14 protein-coding genes and 2 pseudogenes are annotated in these 25,892 nt (G+C 46.5%); 1 reads left to right on the top strand and 15 read right to left on the bottom strand.

The features are described 5' to 3' along the window. Window positions 1-263: 263 nt before the first annotated feature. The 14 genes and pseudogenes from LFX25_RS03195 to LFX25_RS03130 form a co-directional block, all read right to left on the bottom strand. The gene (locus tag LFX25_RS03195) at window positions 264-473 is read right to left on the bottom strand and encodes a hypothetical protein (protein WP_238728885.1); all 210 of its coding nucleotides are present in this window, start codon (window positions 471-473) and stop codon (window positions 264-266) included. Between the two features lie 32 nt (window positions 474-505). Next, window positions 506-931, bottom strand: coding sequence for a hypothetical protein (locus LFX25_RS03190; RefSeq protein WP_238728884.1), 426 nt, complete (start codon window positions 929-931; stop codon window positions 506-508). A gap of 6 nt (window positions 932-937) precedes the next feature. Beyond that, a complete protein-coding gene (locus LFX25_RS03185; RefSeq protein ID WP_238728883.1) occupies window positions 938-1,786 on the bottom strand; it encodes an NADase-type glycan-binding domain-containing protein in 849 nt (282 codons plus the stop codon). 6 nt (window positions 1,787-1,792) lie between these two features. Then, window positions 1,793-4,612: pseudogene (locus LFX25_RS03180) on the bottom strand (TIGR04388 family protein); the annotation flags it as partial. A gap of 417 nt (window positions 4,613-5,029) precedes the next feature. Next, entirely contained in the window at window positions 5,030-5,239 is a 210-nt protein-coding gene (locus tag LFX25_RS03175) for a hypothetical protein (RefSeq protein ID WP_238728882.1), read from the bottom strand. A 48-nt stretch (window positions 5,240-5,287) separates the two neighbouring features. After that, complete coding sequence (gene lsa27 / locus LFX25_RS03170) at window positions 5,288-5,965, bottom strand: laminin-binding protein Lsa27 (protein ID WP_238728881.1); 678 nt, start codon at window positions 5,963-5,965, stop codon at window positions 5,288-5,290. Window positions 5,966-5,982: 17 nt separating this feature from the next. Then, window positions 5,983-15,471, bottom strand: a complete 9,489-nt coding sequence (locus LFX25_RS03165; RefSeq protein WP_238728880.1) for a TIGR04388 family protein — start codon at window positions 15,469-15,471, stop codon at window positions 5,983-5,985. A gap of 320 nt (window positions 15,472-15,791) precedes the next feature. Next, the gene (locus LFX25_RS03160) at window positions 15,792-16,037 is read right to left on the bottom strand and encodes a hypothetical protein (RefSeq protein ID WP_238728879.1); all 246 of its coding nucleotides are present in this window, start codon (window positions 16,035-16,037) and stop codon (window positions 15,792-15,794) included. Between the two features lie 583 nt (window positions 16,038-16,620). After that, window positions 16,621-18,213, bottom strand: a complete 1,593-nt coding sequence (locus LFX25_RS03155) for a hypothetical protein (RefSeq protein ID WP_238728878.1) — start codon at window positions 18,211-18,213, stop codon at window positions 16,621-16,623. After that, window positions 18,203-20,530, bottom strand: a pseudogene (locus LFX25_RS03150) (transglycosylase domain-containing protein); the annotation flags it as partial. The pseudogene LFX25_RS03150 and the gene LFX25_RS03155, both read right to left, overlap by 11 nt. Window positions 20,531-21,099: 569 nt before the next feature. Beyond that, a complete protein-coding gene (locus tag LFX25_RS03145; RefSeq protein WP_319936819.1) occupies window positions 21,100-21,996 on the bottom strand; it encodes a ChaN family lipoprotein in 897 nt (298 codons plus the stop codon). A 207-nt stretch (window positions 21,997-22,203) separates the two neighbouring features. Continuing rightward, window positions 22,204-22,752, bottom strand: a complete 549-nt coding sequence (locus LFX25_RS03140) for a glutathione peroxidase (RefSeq protein WP_238728876.1) — start codon at window positions 22,750-22,752, stop codon at window positions 22,204-22,206. Between the two features lie 133 nt (window positions 22,753-22,885). Further along, window positions 22,886-23,503, bottom strand: a complete 618-nt coding sequence (locus LFX25_RS03135) for a hypothetical protein (protein WP_238728875.1) — start codon at window positions 23,501-23,503, stop codon at window positions 22,886-22,888. 178 nt (window positions 23,504-23,681) lie between these two features. Beyond that, window positions 23,682-24,293, bottom strand: coding sequence for a hypothetical protein (locus LFX25_RS03130; protein ID WP_238731489.1), 612 nt, complete (start codon window positions 24,291-24,293; stop codon window positions 23,682-23,684). Between the two features lie 205 nt (window positions 24,294-24,498). Here LFX25_RS03130 and LFX25_RS03125 point away from each other — a divergent pair, with 205 nt between their 5' ends. Beyond that, entirely contained in the window at window positions 24,499-24,720 is a 222-nt protein-coding gene (locus tag LFX25_RS03125) for a hypothetical protein (RefSeq protein WP_238728874.1), read from the top strand. A gap of 198 nt (window positions 24,721-24,918) precedes the next feature. On the opposite strand, the gene LFX25_RS03120 is transcribed toward LFX25_RS03125, so the two are convergent. Then, the gene (locus LFX25_RS03120; RefSeq protein WP_238728873.1) at window positions 24,919-25,827 is read right to left on the bottom strand and encodes a DMT family transporter; all 909 of its coding nucleotides are present in this window, start codon (window positions 25,825-25,827) and stop codon (window positions 24,919-24,921) included. Window positions 25,828-25,892: the final 65 nt, after the last annotated feature.

The following is a 25,892-nucleotide window of genomic DNA, read 5'->3' as shown; positions in this document are numbered from 1 at the left end:
AGTTGATTGTTTCGCACCGCCGGTGCAGTCGGAATGTTTTTAACGTTAGCCGTTGAAAGTTTGAAGAAAAAATGAAAGGAAAGTTGCTGAGTCAGGAACCGACTCTTTGATATATCAAAGAGTCGTCTACAGAGTGCTATTGTCAATGGGAAAGGAGAAATTGAAGGAAATTTTTGTTCGCCTGATTCACATGTAAAACTGTATGTCCTTTCAATAGAGAACCTTTCTTGTTGTTCCTTACCATTCGCGGATTTGAAAGTTCTTCACTTCGGTAAATACGGCAACATCTCCTTGATCCTCTCTAGATCCTCAGGCAACAGATCCACCTTCACAAGACTTTCCGTCTTCGGATCAAAGTAAATGCAAGGTACAGTCGGACTCCAAGCCTTCTCCACATACATCGTTTGCCCCGTCGTTTTGTCGCGAACCGCTTCGCCGAGGACGAAGCCCTTTGGTGTTCCGTTAGATTTCATACTTTGTATCTTCTCTCAACTCGGTTTTACCCTCACCCGCGACCTCTTTTGCAAGACTTCAAGGATTTCTCATCTACTTCCTTCGATTCCAGATCAAAGATCGTAAACTTTTTGTAGTTCAAAGTCTCTCCGGTTCTTAATGTGATCACATATGTATCGTTTCCACATTCCGTAAAGTCTTCGATCTTCTCAAATTTGTCATTCGCCGAATCCAGGATCGGTGAATATTTTCTCACAAACGGAGCTTCTCCCTTCGGAAGTTTCGCTCCAAAATAATACCGAAAACCCCCAAACACGTGCTTCGGTTGTTTGAAAATCAAGAGCGTTAAACTCTTACTTGGATTTAACTTCTCGTATTCAACGCTTTCAGTCAGCTTCGTGCTCTGGAAAAGAAAATAACCGAATACACAAGCAATTGCTAATACGACTATATTTAAGATTAAAAGAAATAGTTTCATATTGATTTACCTAGGAATATATTGGTATTCCTTCTCCTCCCCGCCACCGCTCCGAATATCTGTAATACAAGTAATATCTTTCTCCTTGCTTCCGTCCCAGACACTGTTTATCTCAATGGCAACCATCACGATTTTATCAATTCCGCCAGACACATCAGTATCCTCAAAAATATTATCAAAATTTGGGATTTGAATTTTTTGATATCCAACTGTATCTTTGAGAGTCACTTTTTGTTTTTGATACAACCAAGGATTGGAAAAAGACAATTCCCCGGCCTGAATCGGACTTGGAGGATATTCTGTGACCAGATAATAGATCGTAATGTCCTTGGGTCGGTTGCGTTCCAAAAATCCTTTCTTGTTGTTTTGTTTGCCGGGGAGGATATAAAAGGAATTCACTTTTTTTTCATCTAACATTATATATATGTAACTTAGTAAGATTTCTCCAACACCGCGATTCGTATCTGTACAATACGCCTTTCCTTCTTTCAAGCCATAACGATGCACATAATAAGGAATGTTGTCACAAGACTTCTTGGTCCAATCCCGAAATGCCTTTTTGTCTTTTTCCTTCGGTTTGGATTTCAAGAAATCGGAAAGCTCCTTTCCTTTGGGGCGTAAATGAGAAGTCGCCCAAGAAAGCCCCCAAGACCAACGACCATCATCAAAAAACGCGGTTCCGTAAAAAGTCTGCTTTAACACATCATCGTCTTTCATCGTCTTCAATGCCTTCAAAGACGGATTGTCTTTTGAAGTTATACAATCCGGACCGGGAAGAATTTCTTCCTGGCTCCAAAGATTCATAGAGAAGAAAAGAAAGAGCAAAAGTAGAATTTGCAATTTGATATTTTTCATTTTGGTTTAGTCCTTTTTAAAGAAGTCAAATTTGAAAATATTAGAGAACTTGTTCCAAAAGCCACCCGAAGAACTCCGTCTTCTTGATCCCGATGAGGAACTACCAGAAGGAGTATTCGCTCCCGTATCTTCGACAATTGTATATGCGTAGTTAAATTGTGCCACATTCAATTTGTCAATTGGATAAAAGACGGCACGTCCATCTTGTCCACCGGCTCCACTTGTGTATCCCTTGTTTGCATCACCATATGAGTCATTGATCATGAATCCACGTTCTCCATGTGGTCCTTCCACATATCCAACAATTCGAGTTACGTGACCAATGCTATTCGCGTATTTCCCTCCGACGTTCACAGCCATTCCTTGATCGAGTTGTCGTTTCGCAAATTCAAAGAATTTATCATTAAATTGGGCTCTAGTTTGACTCTCCTTCATGTAAATATCTGCCCCAACTTTCAGACCGTCTTTCTTCAAAGCTTGAGATATTTCCGAAACTTCCAACTGAGAAGGTCTCTTTCCAAGAGCAACGGCAAAGTCTCCCATGTGTTTTGCGACTTCACCCACAGTTTTTCCGTTGTTGTGACGATCTTCTGCAATCACGGTCGATTGGCAAACCGCGCTGTCACGCAGATCGCCACCCTTACCATCTCCATATTTGTCGTTCTGCCAATCCCAAGCCTTGTATTCATTCGGGTTGCTCCTGTCATATGCTCGAACAAGACCACGCTCTCCAGGATAACTACTCTGAGCTTCTCTCTGCGTTCTTCCTACTTCTTCCACAACCATTTTTCCCTTGTGGCCGTTTCTCTCGATCTCAACCGTATGCGTGCCATTCTTTGTCTCGTGCAATATCGGCTGACCAGTCACGTCCTTACGCAAACTCACCTTCGGAGTTCCGTCATCGTATTTCGTTCCGCTTCCTCCGCGCTCTCCCAATACATTGGTCAGATGGTTTAAATATTCGTTTGTGCTTTTAAAATTCACTCCGATTACGGTTTGTTTTAATACATCCAAACTGCTGCTTTTAGTCAAATAGTCCTTACCGTTTAAATGCTGAATTTGCTCGATTTCAACTTTGCCGTTCTTGTTTTTAAAGAACAAATCTTCCTTTAGCCCGTATTTATTGCTTTCAGACTGAAAGTGAACTACGCCGTTTTCATCAGATCCAACATTCTTCCATTTCGATCCAGCATAATCAAATTCTTTGATTTCGCCTAATGCACGGATTTTGTCTTTTGAATTCGCTGATTTTACAATTTTCGTATTGTCTTCAGACAATATTCCATTTCCGTCTAAAACACGTTGAACTTGTTCAGTGTAGTTGTGCACAACGTAGCCCGCGCCGGAATTGGATTCTCTTCCGCCCACAACGTAAGTATGATTCTCCTCTACTTCTAAGTTGTAAACCTTAGTCGGTTCCGTGTTGTAGTAGTAAATCCCCGTTACAGTTCCCCAACTTCCGTCTGCTTTGAGAACTTGGTCTCGCAAGCGGAGGTCTTCCACCTTCACCCATTCCGAGGTTTGGGTTGTGGTGTTAGAAGAGAACCTTTCCGTCTTACTCAACGTTACATCCGAGGCTGAATGGTTAGAATCTGTAGAATGGGGAAGCTCCTCTATTACACTCGCTGTCTTTGTTTCGCTCTCGCTTCCCGAGCCCAAAAGGCTCGTCACGATTCTTGCTTCTCGCGGATGAAGCAGATGTTCATGAGTTTTGAAATCTCTTTGGATTCCCTTTAGATCAAACGGTGATACTCTGTTTTGGTTTGTGTTCTGACTTCCGTTTGCACTCACCCTCCGTCTAAACGGGTGGTTCCAAGTCGTATGAATCTCGTCTTCCCCGTCTAACTCAAGAAAGAAAAGCTGCGGAACTTCGTGGACAAAAGTTTCCGTGACTCTCTTGTTCTCGAGTTTTCCGGTTCTTTCGTTCCAGGACTGGACTACGTCCCCGATCTTTACTTCTTCGATCGCTACATATTCGTAGTCCTCGGAACTAAACTCGGTTGATTTAACATTCCCGTATATTCCGTTTTCTTTGTGTTTCAAACGCAATACCGGGACGTCTCCGCGAAAACACGTGTCTAAGTGGAACACGCCCGCCTTGTCCACCATCTTGCTTCCGTCGTTCGCAATACCGAAGCTCTGGGCAATATCTCCGAACATTCCCGTTACAAACTTACCGAAAGTGCTCGTTGCACTCTTACCGTCGTTGAAGCGGATCTCAATCCCCGATCTTTCTCCGGCTCTCGTTACATCGTCCTTCCATTTCTGCAAGCCCTCAGGCGTTTGGGACATCGCTTCCTTGTGCGCATTCCATTTCTCTAACAACTTCTCAGGCTGTGCATTCTCTACGTCGATGCTGCCGTCCTTGTTTTTAGGTAAATACTTGTCCACATCTGCTTGCGTAAACAACGGTTTCTCCATCTTCGTCGCAATACTCAGCTCCGTACGCAAGATCTCCATCTGAGACTTCTCGTGATTGTAAGAGCTGTTCTCAGCTGTCACACCTTGAAGATATTCGTTCTGGAAATTCTGGTTCAAAGTCGCCTGTTCCCAACCGTGACTGTTCGTGTTGTAGCTCACAGTACCGATCGTAGCCCCTTTCAGTCCCTGGATGCTAAAACCCAATACCCCGTCATTCCCTAAGTCAAGCGTCGCTCCCCCTCCTCTCAGTCTCTGAGGAATCGCCGTGTTTCCGTCGTGGTTGTAAGACAACGCTAAACTCGAGTGACCTTCTCTACTCGCAGATACGTTAACACTTCCGTTCGCCCAAGACTTTCCACCTGCCTTGTTCACGTCATAGCTCGCGTTCGCGGTATAGCTGCCGCTTGGGGCGAGTTCGCTTCGCGAAACGCGCTCTCCGCTTCAATCAGCATCGCACCATCAAGTGCAAAGAAAGAAAAAGAACAGCGTATTACTCGATGGTGCAATGCCGGATTTACGCTGCGATCGCTCTCGCGGGGAAATACTTTCTCTTTCAGCAGTTGATTGCTTCGCACAGCCTGTGCAGTCGGAATGTTTTTAACGTTAGCCGTTGAAAGTTTGGAGAAAAAAATGAAAGGAAAATTACTGAGTCAGGAACCGACTCTTTGATACATCAAAGAGTCGCCTACAGAGTGCTTTTGTCAATGGGAAAGGAGAAGTTGAAGGAAATTTTTGTTCGCCTGATTCACATGTAAAACTGTATGTCCTTTCAATAGAGAACCTTTCTTGTTGTTCCTTGCCATTCGCGGGCTTGCAAGTTCATCACTTCGGTAAATACGGCAATATCTCCTTGATCCTCTCCAAGTTTTCAGGCAACAGATCCACCTTCACAAGACTTTCCGTCTTCGGATCAAAGTAAATGCAAGGTACTGTCGGACTCCAAGCCTTCTCCACATACATCGTTTGGCCCGTCGTTGTGTCGCGAACCGCTTCGCCAAGCACGAAGCCTTTTGGTGTTCCGTTTGTTGTCATATCTGCGTCTTCTCTCTAAAAAATCAAAACTCTCTGACCTTAATCCCTTTAGCGGCTCTCTTCCGGGTGGCTACTTTCAAAATCCTTCAGTCGTTCTTCTTCCTCGGGACTCAAGATCGGGCAGTGGTTTGCAAACGTACTAATTGAAAAACGAGTCCAGGCATCATTTCTGAGATGATGACCTTCAAATACCAACACATGACTGTTTTCAAATGTTAACTTTCCGGTCTGGCCTTCTTTGCGAAGATATACTCGGTAAGCCATTTGTTTAGCGGACTTACCATCAAATGAATTGTATTCACTTGCTTGTGAAGGCTCAATTTCATACGATACGATCTTGTCTTTAAACAAAAGATCGTATTCGCACCAAGCCTTGCCGGTTTTGAAACTTTTTCTCCAACCATCCAGAGCTTCTGTAAAACTCATGTTAAACGTTCTTTGTATGTTGTGTACAAGCTCAGGGGAAGACAAACCGACAGCCGCACCAAAATCTTTTTCTTCAAGCCCTGTTTTTAATTCCAACAGTTCCTTCACCAATCTTTCCTTCGCAATGTCTCTTGCATTCAAACCGATCTTCTTGAACTCTTCTTCTCCTTTCGGATTGGAACCGCCTAGATACTTGATCCCTTCCGCGAATTGTTCTTCCTTCGGAGAACAAGAAAAAACAAAGCCAAATGTAAGGGCCAAAACGAACATTAGAAATGGATGTTTGAATTTACTTTTCATCTTCATAGATTACCAACCTACTTCTTCACTCCCGAAGGAGCCATCACTTTAATGAAATACTGTGGGTTGACAAGGTAATGGGTAATATCCCCTTTCTTGTTCCTCACCTCTTGATAAAAGGCTGGGCTGACGCCTTTGGGTTCCGAATACGAGATCACGGAAATATGCAAGTGCGCTCCCGTCGATCTTCCGGTCGTTCCCAAATCTCCGATCTTTTGTCCCGCTTTGATGGAATCTCCAGCTTTCAATGGACTTCCATCTGCATTTCTTGGAATCGAATCAAAGTGTTTGTATTGAACCTCATACTTTCCCGCAAAAGGTCCCGTTAGTGTCGTCTCGATCGCCACGCTGTTTCCGGAAGAACTCACCGATCCCGGATTCCTGCGGATGTCTTCCGGAACCAATGCGAGCTGTTCCGGCGTCAATTCCACAGGGGTCTTTGCATCCGCCATCGTGTAGAATTTGCCATTCTCTGTGATCACTCCCACAGATCTCGTTGCCTCAAACGGTTTCGTAGTCTTGGCAAGTTCAGGATTTGCCTTTCTGTATTTTGTATCCATCACACTCAGTTGATCCGCAGAATACGAGTTTCCAGAAGAATCGTAATATCCCGCAACCCGCAGCTTGTTTCCGTTCCCGTCATACAACGGTTCCGAATACGAAATTCCCTTTTCCTTCAAGTGATTCGGAATCTCGCCTGGGATCGTAATCGACAATCCTTTCGTTGGCGGGGACTTTACCTTCCCTTCCAGGATCGAATTGATCTTCTCTCCTCTCGCCCCGCCCACATCCAAGCCGATATGATCGTTCGAATGCAAATACGTTCCCGCCACTTCTTTGTTGCTGTATCCCCCACGACCAAAGTGAGAATTCACAGAGATCGTCTTCCCTTCCGGATCGCCTGCCGGATTCTTCAGATATGCAGAAATCGGGATCTCTCTTTCTCTTTGTTTACTGTCTCTGTTGTCAGCGTGTGTCAGATATTCTTCGATATCGCGCAGCGCTTGTTTTCGCTTTTCTCCTCCGGCGCGAAGAGCAGCGGTGAGGACGTCGTCTTCTGAGCGTTTGACTGATTCTTCAGAGCGAGTCTTAAAGTCTCTAATCTTGTCATTCAGCTCCGCGACTTTCTTCGTATCACCCAAAGCCTTGTAATGTTCTTTCTGTTCTTTCAAACCATCCACGATTCTTTCGATCGCCTTCGGTTCTCCGGCAAAGGTGTCTTTTTCTCGGAGCAAGAAATCCGGTAAACTTTCATCCGCCTTTCTCACTGGCTTGTAGTTCAAAAAGTTTTTGTCCAGTTGAGCGGTTCTGTCCTGGATCGTTTGGATCTCTTTGTTCAACTTGTCGTATTCTGCCTTGTCCTTCTTCGGATCTAAGCTCCTCAGTTTGTCTTCTTTGGATAACAAGTTTTGTGTAAGATCTACTCGGTCATTGGCAATAGAGATTCTCTCTTTACCAAAAACCGTCTCCACGTTGTGATGCAGAGTCGCGTTGTCTTTGTCCAACAACGCTGCCACTTGGGTCTCATGCGTCTTCTTTTCGTTGCGAAGGTTCATCAACTCAGTCTTCTGTTTGTCGTTCAGAGAATTTGCATCCGATAATTTTTCAAGTCGATGCAACTCATTCTCTTTCGGATATGGCGCCACTTCCCGGTTGATGATCATCGCCCTTTCCTTCTCCAAAGTCTTCTGCATTGTCACCATGTCGTTTCTGCGTTTCTCCATCTCTGGAGTTCGCTTGTAGGGCTCGTTCGGATGATCCTTGTTCCATTTCGCGTAGCTCTCCGCTTCCTGTTTGTTTTGGCTCACGCGAAGGTCTGTGATCTTGCGGTCAAACTCGGCAAGTTGTTTTCTCGTTTCCGGCTTGATCTTGTCTCCCAGTGCCTTCAACTTCTCCTCATACGTTACCTTGTGTTCCGCCGGATTGAATGTGTCTTTCTTCACAAAACCGTGTTCTACGAGAACTTCAGCATACCTCGGATCGTTGTGGTGTTTCTCTTGGATCAGCTTTACAATGTCGCTCTTCACCTTTTCCGATCGCTCGATCATCTGCCGACCGATATTGTCTTCTTTAATCTTGTGTTCTGCTAACTTCTGATTCGTTTCTTTAATCGTGTTTGTCAGCTTTCCGCGTTCTTCCGCACTCGATATACTCAGTGCAGCAGACATGATATATCCTTTCATCGGAAGCGCATTACCCCCAGGAAGATTACCAAGGCCAACTCCAGGTTTCAAGAATCCGCTCGTGCCCACTCCGTTAGAACCCAACCAAGCTGAAACCGCTTTCATGTGTTCTTGCGTAAAACCCTTACTTGGATCGCTTCCCTTCAGTTGTTTGCGAAGGTCTGCTATTCCCGGTATCGAATCGCTCTTCGGATCATGGATCGCTTTCAAAAATTCATTGTTGCGGATCACTCCCAGTTGCATACTCGCTTCCGCTGCTTTTTGTTTCGTTACAAGGATGTTCGATTCCTTGTTTAACGTTTCTCGTAACGCATTTGTCGATTTCACTTCCTGTTGAAACTCTACAGCTTTCTGATATACCTCGTTACCGGTCCCGCCTTCAAGTCCCGCGAACTTCTTCGCTACGTCATACACATCGTTCGAAAGTCGTTTGAATCCTCCGAACATCGCCTCTTGCGCGTTGTTGTAATTGTGCACAACGTAGCCCGCGCCGGAATTGGAATCTCTTCCGCCCACAACGTAAGTATGATTCTCCTCTACTTCTAAGTTGTAAACCTTAGTCGGTTCCGTGTTGTAGTAGTAAATCCCCGTTACAGTTCCCCAACTTCCGTCTGCTTTGAGAACTTGGTCTCGCAAGCGGAGGTCTTCCACCTTCACCCATTCCGAGGTTTGGGTTGTGGTGTTAGAAGAGAACCTTTCCGTCTTCGTCAATGGTACATCCGAGGCTGAATGGTTAGAATCTGTAGAATGGGGAAGCTCCTCTATTACACTCGCTGTCTTTGTTTCGCGCTCGCTTCCCGAGCCCAAAAGGCTCGTCACGATTCTTGCTTCTCGCGGATGAAGCAGATGTTCATGAGTTTTGTATGTTCTTTGAATCCCGCTCGGGTCAAACGGTGATACTCTGTTTTGGTTTGTGTTCTGACTTCCGTTTGCACTCACCCTCCGTCTAAACGGGTGGTTCCAAGTCGTATGAATCTCGTCTTCCCCGTCTAACTCAAGAAAGAAAAGCTGCGGAACTTCGTGGACAAACGTTTCCGTGACTCTCTTGTTCTCGAGTTTTCCGGTTCTTTCGTTCCAGGACTGGACTACGTCCCCGATCTTTACTTCTTCGATCGCAATTAGCTCGTAGTCCTCGGAACTAAACTCGGGTGATTTAACATTCCCGTATATTCCGTTTTCTTTGTGTTTCAAACGCAATACGGGCTGTCTCCCCTCGAAACACGTGTCTAAGTGAAATACGCCTTGTTTGTCCACCATCTTGCTTCCGTCGTTCGCAATACCGAAACTCTGGGCAATGTCTCCGAACATTCCCGTTACAAACTTACCGAAAGTGCTCGTTGCACTCTTACCGTCGTTGAAGCGGATCTCAATCCCCGATCTTTCTCCGGCTCTCGTTACATCGTCCTTCCATTTCTGCAAGCCCTCAGGCGTTTGGGACATCGCTTCCTTGTGCGCGTTCCATTTCTCTAACAACTTCTCAGGCTGTGCATTCTCTACGTCGATGCTGCCGTCCTTGTTTTTAGGTAAATACTTGTCCACATCTGCTTGCGTAAACAACGGTTTCTCCATCTTCGTCGCAATACTCAGCTCCGTACGCAAGATCTCCATCTGAGACTTCTCGTGATTGTAAGAGCTGTTCTCAGCTGTCACACCTTGAAGATATTCGTTCTGGAAATTCTGGTTCAAAGTCGCCTGTTCCCAACCATGACTGTTCGTGTTGTAGCTCACAGTACCGATCGTAGCCCCTTTCAGTCCCTGGATGCTAAAACCCAATACACCGTCATTCCCTAAGTCAAGCGTCGCTCCCCCTCCTCTCAGTCTCTGAGGAATCGCCGTGTTTCCGTCGTGGTTGTAAGACAACGCTAAACTCGAGTGACCTTCTCTACTCGCAGATACGTTAACACTTCCGTTCGCCCAAGATTTGCCACCTGCCTTGTTCACGTCATAGCTCGCGTTCGCGGTATAGCTGCCGCTTTTAAAGTTGTAGTCTAACCCTAAGCCTACGTTGTTCGTAAAGTTCGTGTTCACGTTCATTCCAAGACCTTGATCAGCATTGTAGCTCAGTCCCAAGGTTAGATTGCTCATTTTCATTCCTTCCAACGCGGTCTTTAATATTTCTCCCCCAGGTAACCCTTTGACACCGGACACGTTCAAGCTAACTCCACCGCCCCAACCGCCTTTCACTTCGTGTTGACCCGTCAAAAGGTTCGCGTTCTGATGTTTGGTATACGTTACGTAGCCCGTAAGAGGAGTTTTTACTCCTAAGGTCGCCGTCGAGATGAGGCCGTTTACAAGGGCTGCAGCCGAGCCATTTGCCCCGTTGATTCTGTTTTCGATCGCCATCGTCGCCGCTGTACTCGCCGCAAGCATGGCCACCTGCGCATTGTTAAGCGAAAGCCCAACCGTCGCCAATGTTGTGTTAATCGCCGTCGCACCCGTTCCGATCACCGAATTTAACATCTGAATTCCCGCGGGACCGCCGAAATAGGTCACTGCTGCCGCTGCTGCTAACTGGACCAATACCTCAGCATCCTTCAGTCTTTGTTCTCTCGCTGCCTTTCTCGCCTCTTGTTTGTCGATTTGGTATTTGAGCAATAACCCCAGATTGTGACCCATTGCAGGATCTCCCGTCAATGCCTCGCCGATCTTGTCAAAAAGGACGTTACGCATCTCCGTTTCTACATACGCTTTGTTGATAATCCCTTGTCCCGTTCTGCCTTTCACGTCTTCCAGCGTTATCTTGTTGTGCCACTCTTTACTTTGGTCATATATCGAAGATCTTAAGTCCGAAGGTACGACCGATTCTCCCAGCATGTTCCCTAAATCCGCTACCGAAGTCAGAATTCCTTTGAATCCCTTCGATATGAGAGACGTGATTCCTCCGTTGAACAACTTGTTGTCAAGGATAAAAAGGGAGCTGTATCCCAGTGTAAGCGGCAGTCCGTTGGTCAGCATCCCGTCCCGTCTGTGTAAATCCCGCTCCGCTTGTTTGCGCACCACAAAGTCGCTCGCCTGCTTTGACCAAAGCTCGATTTGAGCAGGATCCATATGCGTAACTCTGCCGTATTCCTTCACAGAAGCGCTCGCAAGCACCTGTTGCGTCGTATCCCAGTTTTTAATATCTTCTTTCAGATCCCTCAGTTTCAGTTCGTTCAGGATCGATCTGGTTTCTTGATTGATATGTTTTTCGTATTTCTCCGACGTTAATCCAAGATCTCCCGTGATATGAGCGCTCGATTTAATTCCCGCTCCCACAACCTCGCCGATATTACCAGATATCCCCGCTACGACTCGCTTAAACTCACCGCCAAGAGATTGTAAAGAAAACGCTCCGCTACGCATTCCAAGCTCTTCTTTTGCCTGGCGCATCTCCATATATCCGATCGCAACTTGGCCTAAGGCGGCCGCATATTCGGGTGACGCCCCGTTTGCGATTGCAATTTTCTGAACTCCAAAACCGTACATGCTGTTTTTGAAATCCTTCCATTTTTCAATCGCGCTAAGATTGTTTTCATACTTATCTAAAGTTGATAGAGAAAAAGCTATCGCACCATAACCGACAATCGGCGCAAGGATCTCTGTAGCCAAAGGAGCAACCCTGAGCAGAGTTTTTTCCATTCCTCCAAAACCTGAATGATGGATCGCCGAATGGATTCCTTTCCCAATTCCCAAATTATGACTGCCCATATCGTGCTTGGCCTTCGACATCTCTATGTGCGCCATGAGACCGCCCGACAAAAACGACGCAACATCCGGCGGCAAATCAAAAGCCTTCGTAAGCGCGGTCGCAACGACGTCCTGTACCGCTTGGTTCGCCTGTTTGCTCACCCAAGCGCCGGTCGACATCCCTCCCAGCAAGACTGCTTCCACGTAATCCTTGACAATACTCGCAATCTTCACCTTGTTATTGACGTCTTGCGAAGCCAAAGACGCGTTCTTGTCGTGAACGTTCTGCGTAATATTAACTTCCGTAAAAAGGGCGGCCGTATGTTTGTTCGAGGAAAGATAACCGTTTACGTTTTGGAATGTGGCGTTTACGAGATCGCTAAAACCCTTCTCCCTCTCGTTGAACATATCGCCCAATCGGGAAGCGCCTCTCCCCAAAAGAAACGAATCCTTGGAAGGAGCCGAAATCGTTACAACCGCATCATCCGTGTTGTAACAATACGAATCCGAATTCGTCATGTCGCTACCGCAATACGAAGAAGTTCCGTTATACACCCTTCTGTGAGCCGTGATCTTCCCGTCGGCCCCCACATCCACACTGCTGTATTTGTTTTCCACAAACCGACTGCACTCCGCATTGCCCAAGTCCTTACCGCAATGCCCTTGAACCCAATCCCCCAACGTCTTTTGTTTCACATTCCCGTCCTCGTCCGTGAATGTATCGATCGAACCGTCATCCTTCAAAACATACGTGGTCGTGATCGTCTCTCCCGAATACTTATCCTTACTTTTAACCTCTCTTGTCTTGATGCCGGAAGCTTCTACCAGATCCCCGTAACCGTTCTGGGTGAACTGCTTCTCGTTGCGCATACTCTCCGCAACACCTTTCATATATCCCAAGATCGTATCCATCGTCGCGTTGTTCGTGGAAGACAATAAAGAAAGGTTGGAAATCCCCGTCGTGATCCGGTTCATTCCCGAACCGATCGTATCCAACAGTCCGAAATTAGGAATCCCCCTGTCCGCATTGCGGTTAAGCCCGTTCAAAATGTTACCGAACGCGTCTCTAAAGGAACCGTCGTTGACGGTCAAGTCCCCGTCCAGGTTCGACTTCATTTGTCCCTTGTTCAAACCGGCTAACACCTGTTGTGTGAGTTGTATGTAATTGGATTGCCCCTGACCGTTCTGAAGAGCGTTCCCGGCCGCGTTGAAGGCGCTCGTTGCCTGTTGCTGCAACTGACCCATTTGGGCAAGCCAGGAAGACTGCTGACTTTGGATATCCGCCACCCCGGAATTGAAAGCGTTCTGCGCATCCGTCAATGCGGTCTGCATCTGAGTTTGCCAGTTCGAATACTGAGCTTGGTAAGAAGCAACCTGCGCCGTCCAGTTCGTGATCGAAGGCATCACATTCGTCTGCCAATCGTACTCGAACGCCTGAAGTTGAAGAACCAAATCCTGATACGTGGTTACGTTCGCATACGCGTTGTTATTCGTAACTTGAAAGTTCAACTCGATCCAGGCATAGTTCTGCGTATGTTGGATGTCTCCAAGAAAGGGAATTCCGTCCCAAATCATCCACTCGCGCGCAAAATAATCGTAAAAATTCTGGCCCCAGCTCCCGTTCACTCCGGCCAAACCTTGTGCTCTCATTTCGGAGTAGGTCCGATTCGCTAAATAAATCCCGGGTGTCCAATTGAATATATCCCCGGAAGCACATCCGAGCGGACTCCCGCAGTAGGGAGTGGCATTGAAAAACGGCGTAAAACCGTCTTCGTTCTGAAACGCACGCAGATCGATCTGACTAAACCCGGTAATCGTTCTGCCCGGTCCCAGCGCCCCCATCAAACCCGAAAGAGGAGACCCGCTTCCGGTTAAACCGCTCTCATACGCGTCCATGATCCAGTTCGCGAGGTCCGACTGAGTGATCTCTTGGCGAATATAAGCCATGATCTTTTTGGCAAGCCCGCCTTCCCCTTCCGTAAACGCAGTGTTCAAAATCTCCGCAATGGAAACGGAAGCCGGACCTCCGGAAGTCGCCGAAAAGTGGTTAAACGGTGTATGCGAAAAAATAGGATCCCCGTAACTCCAAATACCGTCGTTATTGTACGCACCTTGAGACTGCCCGTATTGAAAATTGTATGTTCCCCCGTTCTGAACGGCGACCGCATTTTGAAGCGCGTTCTGCGTCGAAAGAAGTTCGTTGTGCAGAAAGTTGCTCAAAAGACTCGAAGCGTACAAAAAGCCTGCTTCCATTTCCTGAACCTGACAGGTATGACCGGAAGCGCAGCTAACGCAACGCGTATCCCCCACCGGACAACTGCTCGCAAAATAGGAACCGGTGGCGGAAGCCGGAACCGTGTTGTCCACAACAGCGCTGTAACAGGTATGTCCCGCAGAACACGTGTTCGATGCCACAAAAGAACCCGAAGTCGCGTCATACAAACCCTTCACGCAAGTACTGCCGTTCAAACAGTTGTTGTTGTAGCTAAGCATCGTTCCGGAAGTATAGTCGAAGATCGCGGGCATCACATACCCTTCCTGCATCGCATTCGCCACCTTGTTGATCACGTTCTGAAACGCACGACCGTCCGCATTCAAACTAGTGCGAACCGTCAAGTTCTCCATCTCCGATCCGTTGCAGGTCGAAGGACAAACCGTGTTCTGAAGATAACTGCTCGTATTGTTGTCGTAGAGAATGTTCGCACAAGTATGACCTACCGGACAAGAACCGGCCGCGTAAAACTGGGAATTCGTAGGATCGTATTGATACGTCACACACACGTGACCGCTCGGACAACTCGCCTGCACATAACTGTTCGAATTGTTGTCATACAACACGGTAATCGTGTTCCAAAAAAGACCGTTGCTGTTTAAAAAGTTCTGATACCCTTCCAAACTCGAAAGAATCTGGCTCTTAACGCCCGCTTGACTCTGTTGAATCTGGGCAAGATGCGCCTGATACTGCATCTCCGTAGCGTTGATCTGAGAAATTAAGTTCTGATATTTGTCGGTCAAACCCTGAAGCGCTTGCTGATATGTCTGCAAACCGTTCTGCAGATTATTGTGAAAATCGTTCCACCACTGACTCTGCAAACCTTCCAACGTCTGTTGGCCGCTGTTCAAAACAGCCTGACTCAGAGCACCGCCTAAGTTCAGATTCAAACCGTTACCGGAAACAAACGAATCCCATTGGCTTTGAAACGAAGCCGTCGAACTAGCAACCGCACTCGAATTCGCTCCATACAAGGACGAAAGATATTCGCTCCTCTCCTGTAAAATCTCCGCTTCTACGGCGCTCTGCCATGTCAAAAGTTGTTCCGAGGCCTGTCCTTGCAGAGAATTATAAACGTAACTTTGATACTCCTGAACCGAAGCGAAATGATCGCTCGTCGTGATCGAGTTCACCATCATCGTGATCTGAGCTTGAACCTGCGCTTCCCACTGTGTCTGCAAAATACTCACGTTCTGAAACACGAACGCGTCCCAGTTGCCGATCGTCCGCATACCGTCCGCAACCGTAAACGTCTGATTCATGCTGTTCGTATTGAATACGGGAGTATTCAAATTCGGAACTACTACGGGCTGAGGACTGAGTGGGAAAAAGGAGAACAGGACAGCTAACGGTAAAATCCAGCGAAAACGGCGTTTCAAAAACATATTGCAAACTCTCGAAAAAAGTTTTGAATCGAAGCCAGTGGAATTCCTGACTAAAAGGTAAGCTTTTTTATCATGGATCACAATCGATTCGTGACGAAGAATTCCAAATTGTGATATTTAAGTCAATATTAAATCACTAATAAGGAATTAAAAATAAGTATCGGATTATAAAATGATGAGGGCAAAAGAACAGCCTTCCCTACGGAAACGCCGTTAAAAAAACTTTTCTGTAGCAATAATCACAAGGAGCGGAAACACGAAAAACATGCCAAAGTACATCTACGATCTGAAAAACATTGTGCTTACCGAAAAGACCACAATCAACCGATCACACCTTCCCGCTTATCCGAATGCAACGCGCTTAGACACGGCCCGCAGATATCATCGCCTTCCCTCATAAACTCGATCACCGCTTCCATCGTACCGATCGGAGAATCCGCGGTTCTCATTCGTTCGATCAAATGATCCTGCAGATGGGTATGGTTACAAAACGAATGATCCAAGCTTTTAAAAAAGATATGAACGTTCTTGATATGCTTCAACTTAACGATTCTGAATTCTTCCATGCGAAGGAATTATATCGCAAAATGAAAACTGTGGGAACTCTTACATTTAAAAAAACAGAAAGTCCGACGAACTTCCAAACTGTGGGAACTCTTACATTTGGAAAGATAGAAAACTTGGTCGGACTTTGACAAAGTAAAATCTACCACAAAATCAAAATACGGCGGTGCGATCCTAAACCGCGGGAACTCACCCTTTTAAAAAGACATAAAACAACATCGAGCCTTCGAAATTGTAGGATCTCATACAAATCAAAAATTCGACAGTGCAACCGAAACTGTAGGATCTCATACAAAATCCGGGAAGAACGGCCGATCCCGGACGGAGAACCTTCAGTGAAACCCAAAATCGTTGGAGTTCCTACATTCTCGAAGGAAACAAAAAAACATCGACCGATTCGGTCCGGTTCTGCGCGAAGGATACGCAAGGCTTGGTCGTATTTCGGAACTTCGTTCCGGTATCCAGACTCGGTGGATCGCGAAATACGACCGGAGCGAAGCGGAGCCTGGAGTAGCCTGACCCGAAGGGGCGCGCCCAGAATGATTCGAAAGAGTATTTAAAAACCCACTCGAAACGGAGAATTCTTCAGTTTCCTTTCGCGACGTTGGTCTGCATATTTTTCCAGTCGATCGAGTAGAGTTTGTATTTCCCATCCGCAGAATGACCTTCCAGAAAAAAACGATTCAAAGATCGGCGATAGATCAAACCGGAAACTTGAATCGATTCTTCGGTTCCGTCCGACGTAAACACAGCGCGGCCCGACACCGGATTGTATGCGGAATTGGAAAGTAGCAAACTCCATTCTTCCTGATCCGCGGTGAACAACGGCGTGGAAAGAATCGCGTCCGCGGAAAGCGACGTATAAGGAACGCAGTTCTGAGGTTGTATTAGATTTTTCTTAAATAGAACGGAGCGGCCGGTCTTACAGAGAAACTGAGGAGTCGACGATAACGAAAGAGTTCCTTCCTTTTTACGGTAATCCCAAAACGGGGTCGGATTTTTTTCACCGGAGAATAATTTTTCATCCAGTATCTTTCCGTATGCTGTGCCGGATTCGTTTCCGTCGTCGGGATCGGATTCTTCCGTTTTATTCCCGCCGCTTCTTCCTAAAAAATAATCAAAGACAGGATCGGGCGTATCGTTGTTTAAAATTCGGACGGCCTTTAAAAAATCCTGACTCGGATGATTGCTCTCGAAATTTTTCAGGCAAACGCGGGACAAAAGTTCTTCGGATTCGTCGCCAGGAACAAAACCTTTCTGAAGATACGAACACGCTTCCTGTTTTCTTCCGGAAACCAAAAGAGTTTTGGCGGTTTCGATTCTGCTTCGTTCCTTGTTCGCATAGGAACCGCTCATCCAAAAATACCGCGCGGAAGAATCGTATTTTCCCAGGTTCCGTAAAAACTTTCCGTAGAGATACAAAAGATCGGACTTGCCCTCTTCGCTTAACGATTTTAGTCTTCCGCCCGAATAAATCCGTTTATAGGCGCTCCCTTTTCCCGAGTGAAGCGTATAACTGATTCTCAATGCGAGGGAAGTTTCGGGAGTAAGAACGTTCTTCATCTCGCCGAAGGCGTGAATCTTTTCCCAACCGTCGAAATCCCCCGTTTTGATTTTAACCGCATAACACGCCTTATAGAGAGAAGCGTTTTCCTTTCTGGAAAGAATCCGAAACAAAAACGGTATCTCCTGCGTTTGCGACGGAGAAGAAGCGGCTTCGGAAGAAACCGACGAGGGGTTCGGATCTTCCGAATCTTCTTTGTATGAAGAAGGAGACGTTGGCGGCGTTTCTTGAAAGAACGGATCGGGATTCGGGATCGGCCTACTGCACGCGGAAATCACCGATACGAGCGCGGAAGGACTTACGTTCAATCCGCCGGCAAGCTCCGAAACGATGGAAGGATATCTCCCCTTTTTATCCGTGATTTTTCCCGAGCGGCTCATGATGAGAATCGCGGGTATGTATTTGCGGTATTTCTCATAGAGAAAAAACAAACGGGAAGATGCGGTTTTTCGAATGTCCGCCTTCTGCGAAGTTCGGAGCAATTCTTCGTAAAGAGGTATCGAAAAAAGGGGATCTTCCTTTTCCATCGCATACGCGTCTTCGTACGAAACCGGATATACGGCCATGGAAACGGTTAAGAATATCGTAATAAAGGAAAATAGATTAGAATACATTGCGAAGAACTTCCCGTTTTGCGTCCGATCCGTGGTTGAGCGGACAAACCTCGGAAGGAACCGTTCCGTTTTTGAATAATTCCTTGCGGGTGTGTTTGCAGGACGGTCCGGGAAGGTGACCGGATTCTTCGCAAACGGTCGCGGTGATCGCGTGTTCTGAAATCGGATATTTCCGTTTTGTGTCGTCCGAATCCTCGGCCGTCTCGAAAATTTTCGCGATCGTTCCCCAAAGAGGCGCGGCCACGGTTCCGCCTAACGCGGATGAGCCGAGTCCGAAACTCGGATCGTCGTAACCGAGCCAGATCGCCATCGACAAACCGGGTTTCACGCCCACGAACCAGTTGTCGCGGTTGTCGTTCGTCGTTCCCGTTTTGCCGGCTACTTCTCCCTTATATCCCGTGTTTCTGACTCCGGCCGAGTTTGCGCTTCCGTGAAGAAGATCGATCATGATTTCCGCCACTTGCGAGGACAGCACCTTCCTTTCTTCAGGAACTTTTAATCCGAACTCGTCCGTGGACTTTCTTTCGTAGATAACCTTGCCGAAGCGATCGGTGATTTTTTGAATCAGATAAGGACGTTTGATCGTTCCGTCGTTCGCGAACGCGGAATACGCAAGAGCCATTTCCAACGGAGAAATTTCCAAAGATCCCAACGCAAGAGAAAGATCTCCTCTGAATCTGGATTGCAACACTTTCGAATCGGGGAAAAAATATTTCTGAAAGAAATCCTGAATTCTCGAAATGCCGAGTTTTTCAGCGATCTGAACCGCGGCGGTGTTCTTGGACTTTGCCAAAGCTTGTCGAACGCTGATATCCCCGTCGTATTGGTTTCCGATGTTTTCCGGCATCCAGTTTCCGGTTTGATTTCTGTAAATCAGAGGTGCGTCTAAAATTCTCGAAGAAGCGTTGATCAGTCCGGTTTCGATCGCGGCAGAATACAAAATCGGTTTAATGGAAGAACCCGTTTGCCGCTTCATCGCGGTCGTCCGATCCAACTGATTGTCCGCCTTAAACTCGGAACCGCCGTGCATCAGAAGAATTTCTCCCGTTGCAGGATCAACGGCGACTAACGCAACTTGAAGACCCGATTCGTTCGCTCCACTGAACGAATCCGTATCGATGAACAGTTCGAGCGCGGGCGAAAGATCCTGAACGTATCGGCGAAACACCGCTGTTTCGCTGGAATTCTTATTGTCCGTGAGTTTCGTCTTACGAACCAATCCGTTCTTTTGAACGTTGTCCACGTAAGCCTTTACGATTTTCGGAAGTTCCGCCTGAACCGGTTCCGCAATCGTAGTATAAATCGAGAAACCGCCCGTTTCATAAATGTTCGAATCGGGATACAAGGAATTCAAAAACTTACGAACGTGTTCGGTCACATAAGGAGAATGATCTCTTCTGTTTCCGAAAACGGTTTCGCCCGGGGACCGCATGTGAAAGGACAAATAGATTTCGTCGAGTTTCGTCTTCGGATTTTCCTTGAGAATCTCGTCTTCCTGAAACGAACGGATGATCGCGTTGACCCTCTGTCTGGAAAGATCAGGATTTTTCAGCGGAGAATAACGATTCGGCGCCGAAGCGAGAGAAGCGAGCACGATCATTTCTTCCGTGGTCAATTCCGCAGGCGTCTTTTTAAAATAGAATTCCGCGGCGCTGGCGAACCCGAACGCTCCGTGTCCGAGGTATACGTTGTTTAAATAATATAATAATATTTGCTTTTTCTCATACGAATACTCGAGTGCGAACGCGAGCTGCGCTTCCTTGATTTTTCGAACTAGACTTTTTTCGCGGTCGTCGAGAAGGATTCTCGCGAGCTGCTGCGTGATCGTGGATGCTCCCTGTTTAAAACGAAAACTCGTGATGTTTACGAACACAGCGCGCAATACCGAAAAATAATTGATCCCGCTATGGGAGAAAAATTTGCGATCCTCCACGAGAAGAACGATCTTTTTCAGATTCTCGGGATAGGCGTCCCATTCGAGATTGCTCGTCTTTTTTGCGAAGATTTCGGAGACTTTTTTCCCGTCGCGATCGTAAATCACCGAAGGTTGGTGATTGTAAAAAAGAGCGATCATCTCCTTGAGTTCCGCTTCTCTTGTGATCACTCCCACCCAGAAGAGAATCAGTCCCACGAGTAAAAGAGAAACCGCCGCACCCGCGGAAAGCAAAACTACGTTCGGAAGTTTGAGTCGACGGCCCGCTACCTGCTCCCTCAATCTTTCGGCGAGAGTTTTGATCCTCGGTTGCTGTTCTTCGTGTGCGTTTTCGATTTCTCTGCGAACGGCAAAAAACGGTTTTTCTTCAAAGGCAATCGATTCTCGTTTAACAAGCGGACGATCCTGGTCGGAACGATCCCGTTCCGCTTGTCGTTCTTCCGACGAGAAAAGAGAATCCGGTCGGAGATTTCGACCGGGTCGTTTTTTTTGGAATTTTTGTGCGAGTTCCCACACTTTCTCTTTCAAAGAAACCTGCAGTTCAGAAAAAGAATCCGAAATTCTTTCGAAAAGATCGGGTCCGGTCGGTTCCGGAGTTCGGTTTTGCGGAGGCGCCGATGGCAAAGGCCGCTGTGGAACCGAAGGCGTTGGAGTTCCCACATCTTGCAATGGTTCCCGAGGACGGGGTAAAATTTCGTTGGTCGGGGCAATCGATTCAAGACGGGGAGGAATCGTCGGAGGAGAAGAAGGTTTTGGAACCTCCATTCTCACCAAAGCTTTATGACCGCACTGATAACAGGTCAACCGAAAGACGGAACCCGTGGGAACTCCCTCCGGCAACCGAGAAGTCGTCCCGCAGGTTGGACACAAAAAGCGAGAACTTCTGAGAGTCTGAATCCCGGTATCCATCATCCTCTTAATTGTCGGAGGATTTTCCAAATCCGGACAAGCACTTAATTCCCTTTTTCTTTCCTTTCCGTGATTACGGTATAATCGCAGCCCTGGAGAATCTCCGTCGGAACTTCATCTCCTTCTTTTTGGGGAAACATAGAAACCGTAAGAACCCGAAATCCGAGTTCCCGAAGACGATTGGAAACGCCGAAACCTTCGTCGCTGTGAAAACGCCCGTTGATATGAACGATCTTCCGTCCCTTTGTCAGAAGCGCATTCGCGATCGAATCCGTCATTCCCGCATCCCAGAGATACTGCGCGTCGATAAATCTCCGCTGCAAATTTTCATCCGAACTCATACCCGGATGTTCGCTTAGAATTTTTCGGATCTTGTTTTCGTAACCTTCCTGAGCAAACTTGCGGATCAGATATTTCGGAGGAAGAAATACGGAACGAACCGGAAACAAAGCTTCGATCCCGGAAGAAGAAACCAGATTCACGTATTTTCGGGGAACGTTGGATGCAAGAACCGGAATCCGATTTTCCTTTGCAAATTGAAGATACGGATGATAGTCCCGAAGATGATTCGGCCAAAGTTTCAACGCGTTTAAAAAAGCTTTCTCGCCGATCTGACCGTTCAGATATTCGTCCAAGGTTTTTTGCTGATCCCGTTCCAGCATTTCCAAGGAAAGAATCACCTGCGTGGTCGAGGCGATTTTTTGAAACCAATCCAGCCGAATTCGATGACCGGAAACGTCGTCGTGTTCCTCTCCCAATATTAAAACATCATAATTCTTGAATGAATCAAAAATCGTTTCGGGCGAGACAGCCATCTTTGTCAAACCCTTCAGGATGGAAACGGGCTTGGGAGTTTGCGCAGCCTCGGACGATAGATCCGGGTCCGCTTCCGAACGTTTTCCCGCTTTCGATGAATCGACTTCTTGTTTTTCGGTCTTCATCCGATCCGAGTCCGACGGTTTCGTTTCAGTCGGCGACGGATTTATTTCCGCTTTGGGTTCTGTCTCGGAAAAAGCGGAAACAAAACTTCCGAACAAAATAGAAAAGGATGCGACCAACGGCCAAACCCGAGCTTTCCATAAAGAAGTCTCAACTGCGGACAAACGGATTCTTCGGAAAAAAATTCTTTCTTTCAAAAAGGTTTTCCGTCACTTCAACAAGGATTCGATCTTTTGAGTCACGACGGAACTGTCCGGCTCCACCGCGGATCGGTATCGAGCTTCGATCTTTCCGTCTTTGGAGATGAGAATCTTTTCAAAGTTCCATTCCACTTCTCCCGGAGTCGGAGAATTTTCGATGAGATATAAATACAAAGGATGTTGGTCTTTTCCTTTTACGGAAATTTTGGACATCATGTCAAAGCTGGCGCCTTTTTGAATTCTGCAAAACGTTTCGATCTCTTGGTTCGATCCCGGTTCCTGACTTCCGAAATTGTTGGCCGGAAAACCGACCACGACAAAACCTTGATCCTTGTATTTCTTATATACTTTTTCGAGGTTGTCGTATTGATACGTGTAACCGCACTTGGAAGCCACGTTAACCACCATTACGACCTTACCTTTGTATTTGGAAAGAGAAACGTCGTTTCCTTTAATGTCTTTTACTTTGAAATCGTAAAAGCTTCCTTTTGCGAACGTGCCCGCGATCGGGAAAAGAATTCCGAAAACGAAAAACAGAATGAAAAGTTTTGACTGCATGGATTAAAACCTTCTTTCCAATAGTTTAAATCTCAATGCGTCCACGTTTCAATCGTTTTTCGGAAATCGAAATTCTCCCGTTCGTTCAAAGGAATTTACAAGACTTTGTCGATCTTTCGAGTCGCCGGAAATTTTACGGAAAGTATTTTCTCCAAAGAGATTCGGGAATAAAAGAACCGGCGATAAAAAATCCCAAAAGAGCGAAAAAGACCGCGATTGCGAGAGCCGGAAAAAATCCCAGAGGTTCGCTGCCTCGTTCGATAACGTAGAGACGATCGTCGAGAGTATAACCCATGTCCTTATAAATTTTTTCGGATTCGCTATCCAATGAAGTATCGTTGAATCTTCCTTCGATCGCAAACGTAGGCGAAGAAAAATACGTTCCGTTGTCCAGCTCTTCCTGAGTCACGTCGCTGTCCTTGACGATCACTTTCACTTTTTTGGAACCGGATTGATCGACGGTCGCGACCGGATACGTGATGTGCTGCAGTCTGTTCTTTTTAGTGGAAATGACGTAGTTGTTTGCTGGAACCACTCCGTCCTTGATCTTGATGTATCTCGGAATTTGGTCCGCAGGAGTGGAAACGAATTCGGAAAACGTAAATTCCGTTTTGTTTTTTTTCGCGGAGTGAAACCTCATATCCGGTACGGCAAAACCGAATACAATGAAACCGCACGCGGCGACTCCTACGATCCTATGAATGATCGAAAATCTCCCGATAAACTGAATTCCCTTAAAAACAAGATTCATTGCAAACCTCGAATGGAGTGAAATAATTTTTTGAAATTTTGAACAAGACCGCGCAAAGGTCGAATTCTTTTTTAAGAATTCTAACCTTCGGGAAGGAAAAGAAGACAGGGAGGAAGAAACAATTCGGAAAAAAGTTGTTTCTTGCTAATACGAAGTTGAATCGCCGTAAAACGTTCGTTTAAACGGCGATTTCGTTAAAAAAGGAAAGCATATCCGGTTCTTCTTCCGCTTCGAGATAATCCAGCGCCTGCTCGATGACGGAATCCAAATAATAGACATAGTTATTATAACTCTTGAGAAAGATTTTCGTTTCTTCGACTTTCTCTTCCGGAATTTTTCCTTGAACGATCAGCTGAAAAAGAGCCAAAACTCCGAACGCGGATTTCAAAGAATTCTGATGCGCGGCGATTTTCAAAATTTCATCCGCGTCCACTTCGGCAAAAGAAGGAAGAAGATCGGTAATGAGCTCGAGCGCGCCGATCGGAATCTGACGATCCAAGGATTTTACGTAATTGATGATGGCGCGATACGCACGGCTGTCGCCCACTCTGGAAAGAATCTGAACGGCTCCCGAAAGAAGTCTTTTGTGATATCCCCAGGAAAGTCTGCCCGAATCCGCGTCACGCATCACTTGATACAGAAAACTCCAAACGAATTTGTCGTTTTCGATCGCCTTATCGGCGAGTTCGGAAAGCCATTCGTCAAAAGAAGGATTCTCCATTTCTTTCGAGAGGAACTCCACAAGTTCGACGGGATTTCTTGTTTCAGGCATATGATTCTTTTTGCGCATGGTCTGGTGATTATCCTCTATAAAAGAACGTTTTTCCATTCTTTTTCTCAAGGGATCGGACGGAATATTTAAAAAAACGAATACGAAAGGTGAGTCGTAATTTTTCAAGAATCGTTCAGAAGTGCCTGTTTCGCGTCACCTCGACAAAAATTCTTTGACAAAAAACGCGGAGAACTTCGAGATTCAGGAAGGATCCGCAATCGTTATGAATTCCTTAACCGTTCAGATTTTTCAGGATATCTATCAGGCTTCTCAATCGGGAAGAATGACGACGATGGAGGATTTGGAAATCAACACCGCCAAGTCCGCGCATCAACTCAGACCGTTTCTCGAAGACCTGAAAGATTCCAGCTTTGTGGTGGAACATCCGGAAGGTTTTGAAATCGCTCCTTCCGGAAAACATTACTACAAAAGCCGTTGGGGATAATCGTGCGGCCGAAACGACCGGATCATTTTCCGTAAAACGCCGCAAGCGTTCGGGAATTCCCGCGCAACACAGAGTGTTTTAGAATATTCTAATATAGTAAAAATACAACGGTTCCGATCCGAAACGGAAACGTTTTCTCATAAAAAGGAAATCCGGTCCGCAAACCGATACGATCTCGTTTCCACCGGAACGAAGCCGTTACCGATCCGGCTTTTTCGATTCTCCGTTTTGATTGCGGTTCAGCATAAAGACCGCAAGCACCGCGAACGTTCCGCCGATCGTCGTCGTAAAACTCGGAATCTCGTTTAAAAAGATCCAACTTCCGAACAAGGCCGTGACGGGAACCAGAAAGATGAACGAACTCGCAACTCGAGAACCGAGTTTGGTCGAAGCGAAAAAATACACGGTCGTTCCGAACGTCGTCGAGATCACTGAAAGATACAGGATATGAAACCAAAAAACCGGTCCGCTTTCCAAAGCCTTCTCCACTCCGTAAGGAAGAGCCAAAAACAAATCCAAAACCGTTCCGATCGCAAAAACGTAAAAGCTATAAACAAGAGGAGAAATCGTTTGCCCCGTGCTGTGACTGTTCATACTTAGGATCGCCCAACTGAACGCGCAAAAAAGAAAGAAAATATTTCCGGATTGAAAGAGAGAATTCAAATCCAATTCCCACAATCGAAGCAGAATACAACCGCCCACGAGACCGAGAAAAAGTCCGATTCCTTCCCGAGCGGAAGGCAACTTCTTCTGAAACAGATGAACGAGAACGTATGTAAAGATCGGGTTCATCGTCGTAACGAGAACGCCGCCCGCACCCGCGAGCCCGTTCTTTAAACCCAACAGAAAAAATTGATTGTAGATCGTATAAAGAATTCCGCCGATCGCGACCTGGATCCAAACTTTTTTATTCGGAAGCCGAAAAGATTCCTTTCTCCACAACACGACGGGAAGAATCGAAATCGCCGTCGCTAAAAATCTCCAGAAGATGATTACGTTCGGTTGCTGATCACCGACGATGAGTTTTGCCGAAGGCCAGGCAAAGCCCCAGGAAATCATGGCGATCACGAGAAGGACGTAGAATTTTGCGCTAGCGTTCGTTGGCATAAAAGGAATAAACCTCTTTTACCAATCTCAAGAACGGAAAGGCAGATTCAATCCTAACTTGCAAA

The sequence above is a fragment of the Leptospira sanjuanensis genome (genome assembly GCF_022267325.1).
Lineage (GTDB): Bacteria > Spirochaetota > Leptospiria > Leptospirales > Leptospiraceae > Leptospira > Leptospira sanjuanensis.
The sequence above is the reverse complement of the archived record's forward strand: the minus strand, read 5'-3'. Positions and strand labels throughout refer to the sequence as shown.